11 protein-coding genes are annotated in these 13,596 nt (G+C 63.6%); 8 read left to right on the forward strand and 3 right to left on the reverse strand.

Annotation, left to right across the window (positions count from 1 at the left end; genetic code table 11):
- Nucleotides 1–84 precede the first annotated feature (84 nt).
- Nucleotides 85–1,623, forward strand: a complete 1,539-nt coding sequence (locus tag WK25_RS15925; protein WP_069241414.1) for an IS3 family transposase — start codon at nt 85–87, stop codon at nt 1,621–1,623.
- 313 nt (nt 1,624–1,936) lie between these two features.
- On the opposite strand, the gene WK25_RS15930 is transcribed toward WK25_RS15925, so the two are convergent.
- Nucleotides 1,937–2,974 (reverse strand): LysR family transcriptional regulator, encoded by a 1,038-nt coding sequence (locus tag WK25_RS15930; protein WP_069242423.1) that lies wholly within the window; start codon nt 2,972–2,974, stop codon nt 1,937–1,939.
- A gap of 82 nt (nt 2,975–3,056) precedes the next feature.
- Nucleotides 3,057–3,800, reverse strand: coding sequence for an SDR family oxidoreductase (locus WK25_RS15935; protein WP_069242069.1), 744 nt, complete (start codon nt 3,798–3,800; stop codon nt 3,057–3,059).
- Nucleotides 3,801–3,993: 193 nt separating this feature from the next.
- Between WK25_RS15935 and WK25_RS15940 the strand changes: the two genes are divergently transcribed.
- Both WK25_RS15940 and WK25_RS15945 read left to right on the forward strand, forming a co-directional pair.
- On the forward strand, nt 3,994–5,514 hold the full coding sequence (locus WK25_RS15940; protein WP_069242070.1) for a PLP-dependent aminotransferase family protein: 1,521 nt from the start codon (nt 3,994–3,996) through the stop codon (nt 5,512–5,514).
- Nucleotides 5,515–5,864: 350 nt separating this feature from the next.
- On the forward strand, nt 5,865–6,365 hold the full coding sequence (locus WK25_RS15945) for an Ohr family peroxiredoxin (RefSeq protein WP_069242071.1): 501 nt from the start codon (nt 5,865–5,867) through the stop codon (nt 6,363–6,365).
- A gap of 94 nt (nt 6,366–6,459) precedes the next feature.
- Here WK25_RS15945 and WK25_RS15950 read toward each other — a convergent pair whose 3' ends face one another.
- On the reverse strand, nt 6,460–7,668 hold the full coding sequence (locus WK25_RS15950) for an NAD(P)/FAD-dependent oxidoreductase (protein ID WP_069242424.1): 1,209 nt from the start codon (nt 7,666–7,668) through the stop codon (nt 6,460–6,462).
- A gap of 229 nt (nt 7,669–7,897) precedes the next feature.
- Here WK25_RS15950 and WK25_RS15960 point away from each other — a divergent pair, with 229 nt between their 5' ends.
- From WK25_RS15960 to WK25_RS15980, 5 genes are all read left to right on the forward strand, one after another.
- A complete protein-coding gene (locus WK25_RS15960; protein ID WP_069242073.1) occupies nt 7,898–8,899 on the forward strand; it encodes a bestrophin family protein in 1,002 nt (333 codons plus the stop codon).
- A 295-nt stretch (nt 8,900–9,194) separates the two neighbouring features.
- A complete protein-coding gene (locus WK25_RS15965) occupies nt 9,195–9,974 on the forward strand; it encodes an acetoacetate decarboxylase (protein ID WP_156789061.1) in 780 nt (259 codons plus the stop codon).
- A 15-nt stretch (nt 9,975–9,989) separates the two neighbouring features.
- Complete coding sequence (locus tag WK25_RS15970) at nt 9,990–10,772, forward strand: 3-hydroxybutyrate dehydrogenase (protein ID WP_069242075.1); 783 nt, start codon at nt 9,990–9,992, stop codon at nt 10,770–10,772.
- 10 nt (nt 10,773–10,782) lie between these two features.
- Nucleotides 10,783–12,054, forward strand: a complete 1,272-nt coding sequence (locus tag WK25_RS15975) for a DUF3734 domain-containing protein (RefSeq protein ID WP_069242076.1) — start codon at nt 10,783–10,785, stop codon at nt 12,052–12,054.
- Between the two features lie 175 nt (nt 12,055–12,229).
- Complete coding sequence (locus WK25_RS15980) at nt 12,230–13,234, forward strand: VTT domain-containing protein (RefSeq protein ID WP_069242077.1); 1,005 nt, start codon at nt 12,230–12,232, stop codon at nt 13,232–13,234.
- Nucleotides 13,235–13,596: the final 362 nt, after the last annotated feature.

Raw genomic sequence — 13,596 nt, forward strand, 5'->3', positions numbered from 1 at the left:
AGCGGGCAAAATGGCTCAAAGCGGACGTTTCCATGTAGCCAAAAGGGGGTGCGGCGGAATTCTTGGACTATCAGGAGCTAGTCCATGTACTCATACGAAGAACGCATCCGAGCAGTCAAGCTCTACTTGAAGCTTGGAAAGCGCCTTACCGCGACCGTTCGTCAACTTGGCTATCCAACAACGAAATCGCTCGAACGCTGGTATCAGATGTACGAGCGATGTCTGGACTTGCCGAAGAAACGTATCTGCCTGAGGCCGCGCTATTCGGTGGAACAAAAGCAGGCGGCCACGGACCACTTTATGACCCATGGCCAGTGTCTGGCAGCAACGACGAAGGCCTTGGGGTATCCGGGACGCGGGACGCTCGTCACATGGCTTGATGAGCTGCATCCTGAGCGAAAGAAACGCGTCCTCGGTAAGGCTTCGGGTATTCGGCATACACCAGAGCTCAGGCAAACAGCGGTCATCGATCTGTGCACTCGACGAGGAAGCGCAGACGAAGTTGCCAAAAAGATTGGCGTGAGCCGCCCAACGTTGTACAACTGGAGAACTCGGTTACTCGGTCAGGAGGCTGTTTCAACCATGACACGCCGCAACGATTCGCCTCAGAGCTCCGAGAAGGCGACGCTGGAGCAGCAGGTCGAATCACTCCGACGAGACATCCGAAAGCTCCAGATCGAACACGACATCCTGAAGAAGGCCAACGAAATATTAAAAAAAGGCCTGGGCATCAACCCGCAACTCCTGACGAATCGGGAGAAGACAGCGCTGGTTGATGCCCTGAAACAGACCTACACGCTATCGGAGCTTTTTGCCCAATTGGGGCTCGCACGCAGCTCCTACTTCTACCACCGGGCACGGATACAAACTGCCGACAAGTATGCTGGCGTACGCCGTGCCATCGCAGACATCTTTGAGCTGAATCACCGCTGCTACGGATATCGTCGAGTCCGCGCTGCACTGGGCAGGCAGAAGGTCTTCATCTCGGAGAAGGTCGTTCGGCGGTTGATGAAGCAGGAGCAGCTAAGCGCAGCCACAACGAGGCGACGTCGATACGGATCCTATGCCGGGGAAATAGGTCCGGCTCCAGAAAACCTGATCAATCGGGATTTCCGGGCCGCAGCACCGAATGAAAAATGGCTCACAGACATCACGGAGTTCCAGATTCCTGCCGGTAAAGTCTATCTGTCTCCGGTCATTGATTGCTTCGATGGACTGGTGATCAGCTGGTCGATCGGTACGCGCCCCGACGCCGAGCTTGTAAATACGATGCTCGATGCCGCCATCGAAGCAATTGGAAGTAGCAACAGCCGGCCTGTGGTCCATTCAGATCGCGGCGCGCACTATCGCTGGCCAGGTTGGCTTACTCGGATACGCAAGGCCAATCTGACGCGCTCAATGTCGCGCAAGGGGTGCTCGCCCGATAACGCGGCGTGCGAAGGTTTCTTTGGACGGCTGAAGACGGAACTGTTTTACCCTCGAGACTGGCAGACCGTCAGCACCGACCAATTCATTGCGGTCGTTGACTCGTACATTCGCTGGTACAACGAGAAACGGATCAAGATCTCGCTTGGTGCACGCAGTCCGATCGAATACCGAGCAAGCCTCGGGCTGACCACATAAACCAGTCCAAGAATTCCGCCGCACCCCCAAAGCGGACATTTGAACTTGGGACCTACATCGTGACCGCTGATCATCTACCTTATGTCAAATTAATTCGAAATCCGAAATATATTGAGTTTGTAATTAAGGATGCCTTGGATGTCGCATGCCAACCTAGCGCATGGGAGATAGCGCGGATGGCGCAAATCAACTTTAGATCGTCCACGCCGAGTGACTGCGTACTCAGGCCAAGCCGACACCGGTAACGTGACACGATCTGATCACTCGTGGCTGATGCTCGACGGCCGAACCGTGCAACTCCTCGACGACATCTTCAAGCAGCCAGTCCCGCCGATGACGCCTTCGGGATCTCCGGATTGAACTGCGTCATGCAGTTCAGGTCGAGCGCGCGAATCTGCTCGGTCATGAAGTCGACGAAGATCCGGATGCGCGTCGGCAGGTGTTGGCGGCTCAGATAGCAGATGTAGTGGCCGCGATCCTCCGGCACATGCTTCGCTAGCGCGACGACGAGCTCCTTCGACGCGAGATGGTCGCGAATCTGGTAGCCCGCCATCTGCGCGATGCCCGATCCGTTCAGCACCGCCTGCAAAACGAGGTCTGCGTCATTGAACGTGAGGCGTGAGGTCGGCAGGTACTTCTGTACTCGGCCATCGACGTTGAATTCCCATTCGAAGACGCGGCCGCTGGCAAAACGGAAGTTGATGCATTCATGCCGGTCGAGATCCTCGACGCTCTGCGGGAGCCCGTGCCTCGCCACGTACGATGGTGCTGCGCATAGCGCCATCTGCATCGGAATCAGTTGCCGGGCGATGATGCTCGAGTCCTCGATGCGGCCGTTACGGAACGATACGTCTATCCGCTCGGACACCAGGTCGACTGGCCGGTCGTCCAGCAGCAGATCGATGACGATGTCCGGATAGGCGTGCGCGAACGTCTCCAGCAGCGGCGCCACAATCTTCCTGCCGAATCCCACTGCCGAACTGATGCGAATCAGGCCGCGCGGCGGCCCCTGCCGCAGTTCCAGCATGTCGTTCATCGCTTCGACGATCTGCGCGACGCCCTGGTGGCAGTTCTCGAAGAATCGCTGGCCTTCACACGTCAGTTCGGTCATGCGCGTGGTCCGCTGGAACAGCCGCGTACTTAACTGCGCCTCGAGCTTCTGGACGTTCCGGCTCACGGCAGGCCGGCCGACGCCGAGAAGCTCGGCGGCTTTAGTAAAACTCCCCTCGCTCGCCACCGCGACGAACGCAAGGATGCCCGCGTAGCTCGCACCGAAGCTCGCCGAGAGTGCATCGGCACGACCGGCCAGGTCGCGACGCGCGCCGTGTTCCGATGGTTCCGTTTGGCTCATTTCCGCTTCCTCAGACATGTCGCTCACTCCGGTTGCCCGTCACCGGCGTGCGCCGGCGAATCCCCACACGTGGGAACGTGAATCAGCTTCTTGCCAGCCACTGGTCGAGACCGATGCGGCCGAGCCGCGCGGCCCCGAGCGGCACCAGCGAGGTTTCCTCGACGCGGCCGCCGTAGTAGCGGCCGTCGCGATCGGTCACCACCGCGCGCGTGTCGCCGACCGACTTCAGGTAGCGCGCGACGATCTCCGCGAACGGCGCACGATCCGGGCCCGCGATCTCGATCGTGCCGTTCTGCGGCCCGGCGAGCGCGGCCTGCGCGACGAGCGCCGACACGTCTTCGGCGGCGATTGGCTGGAACAGTCCGTCGCCGATGCGCACGGTGCCGTCTTCGGTGCCGAAATCCGCGATGCCGCCGATGAATTCCATGAATTGCGTCGCGCGTACGATCGTGTACGGCACGCCCGCCGCCTCGATCGCCTGTTCCTGCGCGACCTTGGCCAAGAAATAGCCGTTCTCCGGCATCCGGTCGCAGCCGACGATCGACAGCGCGACGTGATGGCGCACCCCTGCAGCCACTTCGGCCTTGCCGAGATTACGCGCCGACGTGCGGAAGAAGTCCAGCACTGCCTGCGGTTCCCATGACGGCGCGTTCGCCACGTCCACGACGACGTCCGCGTCCGTCAATGCGTCGGTCAGGCCCTCGCCCGTGATGGTATTGACGCCGGTGCGCGGCGATGCGGCCAGCGCCTGGTGGCCGGCTTCGCCAAGCAGCGTGACGACACGTGAGCCGATCAGGCCCGAACCGCCGATGACAACGATCTTCATCGCAAAATCTCCTGACGAGTGGATTGCATTCGAATGTGACGGGGAGGTGACGGTTGCCGGATCGGGTGAATACGGTGATGACCGTCCATCGCGTGGCGCAATTGTGGAAGAATCATGTCCTATCCAGCAGTGCCAAGAATCGTCGATCGGACTGGTCCATGCTGTGTCTGTCCCCGTCATCCACGAGAGCGTCATGTCTGCGCAACCCTTCACGCTGACCATCGAAATCGACCGGCAGCATCAGTTGCCGATCTATCTGCAGATCTGCGAGCGGTTCAGAACCGCGATTGCCGCGGGCCACCTGCGTCCCGGCGATCGCGTGCCGGCGCTGCGCGGCCTCGCGACGCAACTGAACACGGCGCGCGGCACGGTCGAACAGGCCTACACGATCCTGGTCGACGAGGGATATCTGCAGATGCGCGGCGCGGCAGGCACGTTCGTCTCGCCGTCCCTGCCGAAATCGCTGCCGCGGGCAACGCCCGCGCGTGACGACGCATCGGGAGCGCCCGTCGACAACGCCGGCGTGCTTCAGGCGCCGGGCGTGTCGCGCGACAGCCCGCCGCCGCGGCGCGCGCAACCGATCGCCGTCGCGATGAGCGGCGAGCCGCGCCCGTTGCAGCCCGGGGTCCCTGCCCTCGACGCGTTTCCGCGCAAGGTCTGGCACCGCCTCGTGTCGCTGCGCGCGCGCAGCGGTGATCGCGCGCTGCTGGGCTACCCGAATCCGGCCGGTTATCGGCCGCTGCGCGAACACATCGCCACCTACCTGGGGCTGTCGCGCGGCGTCACCTGCGTGCCGGAACAGGTGTTCATCACCAGCGGCTACCGTGCCACGCTGGAACTCGTGCTGCGCAGCCTCGCACGCCCGAACGACCGCGTCTGGTTCGAAGACCCCGGCTATCTGCTCGCACGCAGTTTCCTGTCCGAGACGGGCGTGGAACTCGTCCCGGTGCCGGTGGATGCCGAGGGAATCGACGTCGAACGCGGCCTGCAACTGGACGCGCACGCGCGCTTCGCACTCGTGACGCCGTCGCATCAGAGCCCGCTCGGGCATACGCTGTCGCTGCCCCGCCGCATCGCGCTGCTGGACTGGGCCGAAAAGACGTCGGGGTGGATCGTCGAGGACGACTACGACAGCGAGTTCCGCTATCTGGGCCGCCCGCTGCAGGCGCTGAAGAGTCTCGACCGGCGCGATCACGTGATCTATTGCAGTACCTTCAGCAAAGCGATGTATCCCGGCTTGCGGCTCGCGTACGCGGTCGTGCCGGAGCGTGCGGTGGAGCGCGTCGAACGCGTGGCCTGCAGCATGAACGCCGGCTCGCCTGCGCTCCTGCAGGCAGCCCTGGCCGATTTCATCGAACAGGGTCACTTCGCCCGGCACCTGAAGCGCATGCGCACGCTGTACGGCGAGCGCCGCACGCTGATCGTGCACGCATTACGGCAGGCATTCGGCGAGCGGCTGATCGTCGAGTTGCCGCCTGGCGGCATCCAGTTCGCGGTGCGGTTCACGGCGGGGCCCGACGGGCCGGTCGACGACGTCGCCGTCGCCGCGCGTGCCCGCGAAGCCGGGCTCGCGGTCCTGCCGCTGTCGATCTGGTACACGAACAGCCACACGCAGCAAACGCCGCGCGGCCTCGTCATCGGGTTCGCGAACATCGGCGACGCGGACGAAGCACAACGTCACGCCAAAACGCTGCGCGCGTGCCTGGGCCGCTGACGCGCGGCGTGCACCAATGGCGTGCGGCCAGGCGTGCCGGCAACCGCTGCCGCCGGGCGCCTCGTTGAAATTCACGGCGCGGTCCGGATTGGTGTCCAACGGGAAACATACAATCGCCCGGAACGGCCGTACCGCCACCCGGTGCGCGCCTCTAGCATGGAAACGTCTTTCTCCCGTAGACGAACCGGGAATCGGGCTGCACCGGAAGATTGCCGCGTTCCTCAGACAATCAGCCGCGCCCGCCATTCCCTGAATACGCTACTTGCCCGGGCCGCCCAGCCCCTTCGCAAGACGTTTCGACGCCCGAATGACCGAGGGTCGGAGCATGTCGCCGAATTCGAGCACGCACCATGGATGACAACAAGCTGCAAGCCCCGCCGCTTTCCCTCCTCGACAGATATCGAGGTCGGGATTTTCAACCGCTTTACACCACGACCGTCACCGTGTCCGGCGGCGAGACGGGACATGGCCGCGCTTCCGGCGTGGTCCGCTCGGACGACGGAAATCTCGCCGTCGACCTGCGCCTGCCCACCGAGTTTGGCGGGCCCGGCAACGGAACCAATCCTGAGCAGTTGTTCGCGGCAGGCTTCGCCGCGTGCTTCCACGGCGCGCTCAATCTGCTCGAGAAACGCGCCGATATGGAAACCGCCGATACCGCCGTGGAGGTGCAAGTCTCGTTCGGCCGCGATCCCATGGATGGCGGCTATGCGTTGCTCGTCGACGTTCGGGTGCGGATGCCGGGCGTCGATCGAAGCATCGCGGAAGAATTGGTTCGAACCGCGGAACGCTTGTGCCCGTATGCGAAGATGGCCCGGCAAGGCACCGTCAATATCGTGACCGTCGTCGACTGACCTGGCGCTCGTCGTGCCGGGGCAGCGCGTCGTCCGTTGCCGCAACGGCGCGACGCCCCCGCGCACATCTCGCGATACGCGCGGGGGCAACCGGTCAATCGAACGATGCCTGCGGATTACCGGCCGCCAGCGCCTCGGCCCGAATCGGTGCCGGCGGATAGATCCATTGCGTGTTGATCACCTGCTTGCGCGCCTTTCCTTCGGCACGCGTCAGTTTGATTTGTCGATCCCAGCCTTCCGAGTACACGGCACCCCAGTCGCCCAGGTCGACGCATGTCGCATAGAACGGCTGCCGATATTCCAGCGTCGGCACGCCGATCAGATCCGCCGCGACGTTGTGCCCGCCGAATTGCCCCATCACGATCGCGTGCTGGCAAGACATCAGCGCATAGTGCCCGTCGTCGTCGCTGCGCGCGCGCGCCACGTCTCCCGCGACGAATACGTGCGGCGCTTCCGGCACGCGAAGATCCGGTGCGACTTCGACGCGCCCGAGCGGGTCTCGATGCGAGGAGACCTGCGACGTCAGCGGGCTCGCCTGCATTCCGCCAGCCCAGATCACGGTCATGGCTTCGATGTGCGTGCCCGACGCGGTACGAACGCCATCGGCCGCCACCGACACGACGCGCGATCCGAGCACGGCCTCGACGCCTAGCGACGCGAAGGCTTCGGCGACATACGGCCGAGGATTGGGACCGAGATCGGGACCGATGTCGTCCTGCGCGCCGATCACGACGACACGCCCCATCGTCTGCGGGCCGAACCACTCGCGCAAGCGCTTGGGCAACTCGGTGGCGACCTCGATACCCGTGAAGCCGCAGCCGACCACCACGACCGTATTGCGTGCCGGCGATTCCGGCAATTTTGCGAGCGCCGCGAAGTGGTCGTCGAGCGCGACGGCGTCCTCGATGCGAGCAACTGAGAACGCGTGTTCCGCGAGCCCCGGCACCGGCGGTTTGCTCAACCTGCTGCCGCTCGTCAACAACAACCTGTCATACGCGAGCAGACGTCGCTCGCCGTTGGCGCACGCGACGCCGACCGTCTTCTCGCCGACGCAAATTTCCTCGACGCTGCCTTCGAGAAACTTCACGCCGACCGCATCGAGCAGCGGCAGCAACGGCGCGGCCATCCGCTGTGGTTCGCTTTCGTACAGACGCGGCCGAATCTGCAGTTCCGGTTTCGGCGAGATCAACGTGATCTCGACGTCGCCGCTCGTCACACCGGCACCATCCAGCACCCGCGCGGCACCCAGTGCACCCCACACGCCGGCAAAGCCGGCACCCACTATTAGGATCTTCTGCGACATGATCATTGCCCTCGGTTGATGTCGATGGCGGCAACTCGCCGCGCAAAATCATCGTAGGTCGACATGGCATTGCGCAGTAGATCCGCAGTCGTGCTCACGATGTTGCCGCTTCGGCACCAATCCGTCACACGCCGCATGGATCGATCGCAGGCATGATGTCGGCGAACGATCGCACGCGACTCGAACGCCGTCTTCGTCATCCACCTGAATCAACGATGAGGCAAATAAAATGCACATGGGGAAATCGTACAAACTGTCGGAGTTCCTGATCTGGACACGCTGGAAAATTTACGAGCTGCTCATTTTCGGTTCGGTTCCGGTTGTCCTGTACAAGTTCTTCTCCGTTACGTGGCTATCGATCCCTCTGACGATCGTGGTTCTGCTCGGAACCGCGACGTCGTTCATCGTCGGCTTCAAGAACGTTCAAACGTACAACCGCGCGATGGACGCGCTGGAAATCTGGACCGATATCCTGAGCAAGAGCCGTCGCTGGGGCCAACTCGCTCGCGATTTCGTCACCGATGACGAGATCGCCCGAAAACTCGTCGATCGCCACCTGGCATGGCTGACCGCGCTGCGCTATGACCTGCGCCGCCCGCGCATCTGGGAAAGCACGAACAAACGCTACAACGCCGAGTACCGCCGATTCTATCGCGTTCCCGAGTGGGAAAAGGACATCAGGGAATTGTTGCCGAAGTATCTCTCCTCGACCGAAACGGAACAGGCGCTCGCGTCGCCTTGCATCGCAACGTTCGTGCTGAGCCTGCAGGGCACTTCGCTCACGACGCTTCACATGGCCGGCCATCTGGATTCGAACTTCTTCATGGAGCTTCAGAAGACCGTCGGCGACTTCATCGACCTCCAGGCAAGATCGGAACGCTTCAAGAACTTTCCCTACCCGCGTCAGTATGCGACCGTCAGCTCCCTGTTCGTCCGGTTCTTCTGCCTCTCGCTTCCGTTCGGTTTGCTGAACGAATTCAACCGGTTGAACGACGGCGTGAGCGGTTTCATGCACGGCAACATGGTCTGGCTGGTCGTGCCGTGCAGCGTCGCCGTTTCCTGGATGTACACCTCGCTCGAGCAGGTTGGCGAAAGCACGGAGAACCCGTTCGAAGGCGGCGCCAACGACGTGCCCATTTCAACGCTGTGCAGCACGATCGAACGCGATCTGAAAGCGATGCTCGGAGAACACGCGCGCGCCCCGTCGAGCCGCACGATCATCGCGCTGTAACGCGTCAGGCGTCTCTCGTCGCGTCACCCTCCGTTCGTCGATTGTTGCCATCGCGACAACATGATGAGGTCCTTCCCGGCGCTACTGTCGCACGAGCACATCGCCTACGCTTGGCGCTGACGGTGGCCGTGCATGCATGTCCGCTCCCGTCCGGGAAACGGACACGACACCGCAAGAGCGACGTGCGACTCGCGCGGCCGTGTGCGCCGCGTTGCGTCGTCGCGCGTCATTGGCCGCGGCAGCCAGGGCTGTTGCCATGGCATCACCCGGCACCTCACCAACCGAGGAACGATCCGTGACAGAAGAAGATATCCGCAGCAACGCGTTCGCGATGCCCGTGCATAACCCGGCTTACCCGCGTCCGCCCTTCCGATTCGTCAATCGTGAGTATTTCATCATCTCGTACGAGACGGACATGGACGCCCTCCGGGCCGTCGTCCCGGAACCGCTGACGGTCGACCGGGCCGTCGTCCACTACGAGTTCATTCGGATGCCTGATTCGTCTGGATTCGGTGACTACACCGAAAGCGGCCAGGTGATCTCCGTTCTGGACGAGAACGGCACGCGCGCCAATTTCACGCATGCGATGTACCTCGACGACGAAGGCCCGATCGCCGCCGGACGGGAAATCTGGGGATTTCCGAAGAAACTGGCGTCGCCACGGCTCTGCGTCGACGGCAAGGACACGCTGCTCGGCACGCTCGACTACGGCACGCAGCGCATCGCCACCGGCACGATGGGTTACAAGTACCGCGCGCTCGACACGGAAACCGAACGCCGCAAGCTCGCCGACACGCCCAACTATCTGCTCAAGGTCATTCCGCACGTCGACGGATCCGCGCGCATCTGCGAGCTGGTGCGCTTCGTCCTGCGCGATGTCGACGTGATCGGCGCATGGGAGGGACCCGCCGCGCTCGAACTGCATCCGCACGCGCTCGCGTCGGTTGCCGATTTGCCGGTCCGCAAGGTGATCGGCGCGCGCCACGTCATCGCGCATCTCACGCTCGATATCGGCGAAGTGGCTCACGACTACCTCGCCCCCGCCGCGTCGCTGAAGCTCGCGGTCAACCAGTAAACCTCCGGAGGACGTATGGCACTGAATGACAAGGTCGCGCTCGTGACGGGCGCGGCAAGCGGTATCGGCGATCTGTGCGCACGCAAGCTTGCGGCGGACGGCGCGACCGTCGTGATCGCCGATCTGAACCTCGCGGCCGCCCGCAAGGTTGCAGACGATATCGTCGCGGCCGGCGGCAAGGCATTGGCGATCGCGATGGACGTCACCAGCGAGGAAGCCGTCGAAGCCAGCATGGCCGAAACGGTGAACCGGCTGGGCAGCATCGACGTGCTCGTGTCGAACGCGGGCATCCAGATCGTCAACCGGATCGAGGACTACGCATTTTCCGACTGGAAGAAGATGCTGGCCGTTCACCTGGACGGGGCATTCCTGACGACGCGTGCCGCCATCAGGCACATGTACGCGTCGAACAAGGGTGGCACGGTGATCTACATGGGCTCGGTGCATTCGCACGAGGCCTCGCCGCTGAAGTCCGCCTACGTGACCGCGAAGCACGGGTTGCTCGGTCTCGCGCGCGTCGTCGCGAAGGAAGGCGGGCCGCGCGGCGTACGCGCCAATGTCGTGTGCCCGGGCTTCGTCAGGACGCCGCTGGTCGACAAGCAGATTCCCGAGCAGGCGAAGGCGCTGGGCATCTCGGAACAGCAGGTCGTTAAGGACGTGATGTTGAGGGAGACAGTCGACGGCGAATTCACGTCGGCGGCCGATGTCGCGCACACGGTTGCGTTCCTGGCCGGCTTCGAGTCGAACGCGCTCACCGGACAATCGATCGTCGTCAGCCACGGCTGGTTCATGCAGTAAGGAGGACATCATGTATTCGAGCCAGCGTAACAAGCTGAAGCAGGCCCATCGCATCAAGCTTCCCCCGTATGACGAAATCGGAGTCGTGCTGCAGGGTGGCGGCGCACTCGGCTCATATCAGGCCGGCGTGTATGAAGGCATGGCCGAAGTCGGCGTGGAGCCGACGCGAATCGCCGGCGTATCGATCGGCGCGCTGAATACGGCGATCATCGCCGGCAATGCGCCGGCGGACCGCACCGACGCGCTTCGCGGCTTCTGGAACACCATCAGCCAGCCGGGAGATCCGTTCGCTCACGTCGGCGCGTGCATGTCGGCGTGGCCCGGGCTTGCCGACGTGGGGCGCAGGTGGTCGAGCGCATGGGCCGCCGCGCGCACGCTGATGGAAGGCCAGGACGGATTCTTCTCGCCGCGCATGCACGTGCCCTTCGCCGGGTTCGGCGGAAAGCGTCCCGACCAGGTCAGCTATTACGACACGTCGGCGTTGCGTGAAACGCTCCTGCGGTACGCCAACTTCGACCGCATCAACGACGGGAACATTCGCGTATCCGTCGGAGCGGTCAACGTGCGAACGGGCAATCTCGTCTATTTCGACAATACGAAGATGCGCCTGGCGCCGGAGCATTTCATCGCCTCCGGCGCGCTGCCGCCGGGCTTTCCGGCCGTCGAGATCGATGGCGAGTTCTACTGGGACGGCGGTCTCGTTTCCAATACGCCGCTCACCGAGATCATCCGCGAAAGCCAGCACAGGGACACGCTCGTTTTCCAGCTCGATCTGTGGAGCGCGCGCGGCAAGTTGCCGGGCGACTTCCTCGATGTCAGCGAACGCACCAAGGACATTCAGTATTCGAGCCGCACGCGCGCGATCACCGCGTTCATGTCGCAGAACCAGAAGCATGCGCAGATGATCAAGGCACTGCTCGAACATATTCCCGAACACGTGCGGCTTGCCCACCCGCTGCTGCGGGAGGCGCAGAAGACGGCGGACGGCAGTGCCGTGAACGTGGTGCACCTGATCTACAAGAACAAGACGTTCGAGGGGCACTACAAGGACTATGAGTTCAGCAAGGACACGATGCGCGAGCATTGGGCGAGCGGTCTCGAGGATATTCGCCGTTCGTTCGGACACCCGGAGTGGTTCGAGATTCCGAGCCGGGAAATCGGCTTCGTCACGCGGGACGTGCACCGCTATCGGCACGACGTCGACGAAGCCGGCAACCTCGGCAGGCATGCCGCTCCCGCGGAACACCTTGCGCCGGAGAAGGAATCGTCCGTCGCCGGGTAACCCGTATCGACGCCAGCCGCGGGCGAGCCAGGCGGTCGGCCGCGCACCGGCGACGCGTGACCGGCGGCCCGCCGGCGCCGTTCCCGACTCGCGGTACCGCGCCTGCAGGACCGCTTCAGGCGGCGCAACGACCGATCGTCGAGATCGCGCATGCGCCCGCCGCAAGGAGAGCACCATGATGTCGCATGAAATGATCGCGAGGTACGGCACGCTGGTCGTATTCCTGAACGTGCTCGGATCGTCGCTCGGCCTGCCGCTGCCTGCCATTCCGACCTTGGTCACAGTGGGCGCGGGCATCGCGCTCGTGACCCATGTCGCGTCGTCGGCGCTGCTGCATTTCTCGGCGCTACTGGCCGCCGCCGTGGTTGGCGGCCTGCTCGGCGACCTGGTCTGGTACCAGGGTGGGAAGCGCTACGGCAAGCGCACGCTTCACACCGTCTGCAAACTGACGCCGTCGCGCGACGCGTGCGTCCGGACGACCGAGCGCTTTTTCGGCCGCTGGGGCGTTCGCGTGCTCGTGGTCGCGCGGTTCGTACCCGGCCTGTCGCTCGTGGCCGTTCCGCTTTGCGGCGCGATGGCCGTCAGGTTGCGCGCCTTTGTCCTGCACGATTGCGTCGGCGTCGCGCTGTGGGCGTCGATCGGGCTGGCAATCGGCACGCTGTTCGCGTCGCAGATCGACGCGGTCTTCGCCTTTGTCGCCCGTCTCGGCTGGCACGTGCTCATCGTGATCGCCATCGCACCGCCGCTGTATTTCGTGTACGGATATTGCCGCCGGCGAATGCTGGCAAGCGCGCTCGGGAAAGCGCGGATCAGCGCGGGCGAACTGCATGCGCTGCTCGCGAACAATCCGCGGCCGGCCGTGATCGATATCCGTTCCGCCGAGCGGAGAATGCTCGATCCGTTCGTCATTCCGGGCGCGGTGATCGGCGATGAACGCAAGCCCCGCCAGATCATGGAGCGCTATGGCACGAACCGGACGCTCGTCATCTATTGCGCGTGCCCGCACGAAACGTCTGCCGCGTCGGTGGCCAGGCAGTTGCGGCTGTCCGGCGTCAAGCTCGCCCTGCCGCTCACCGGCGGTATCGATGCGTGGCGCGTCGAGGGCTTCGACGTGGAACCGATGGTCGCGATGAACGACGCGGCAATCGGCCCGGAAAAGCAGAAAGCCTTCACGTATTGACTCCGTGGCCCCGTGGCGCGCCCAGGTTCCCGGGCAGCGTGGTATCGCACCGTTGGCGGCCTGCGGGCCGCCGATTCGGCTGGCGACCGACAACACCGCCATGACGCCTTCATCCGCTCGTGCAGCGCGCGCCGGACATTGGTATCGCAACCTTCCCTCCCCCAGCTTCACGCCTCTTCCCGGTCGCATCCTCGGCAGACCTGACACGGCTTTTTCGATCACAGTTGCGCCATGCGGCGACTGCACCGCTTGTCGCAAACCTGCTGGCAAGACGACCTGTCGTTCGGATTGCGGGTAACGCGCCCCTTCCGCCGCTGCACGCTTGGCGGGCATATTCCCCGACACAGGCAGTGAGATCGGCG

The organism is Burkholderia latens (assembly GCF_001718795.1).
Classification (GTDB): domain Bacteria; phylum Pseudomonadota; class Gammaproteobacteria; order Burkholderiales; family Burkholderiaceae; genus Burkholderia; species Burkholderia latens_A.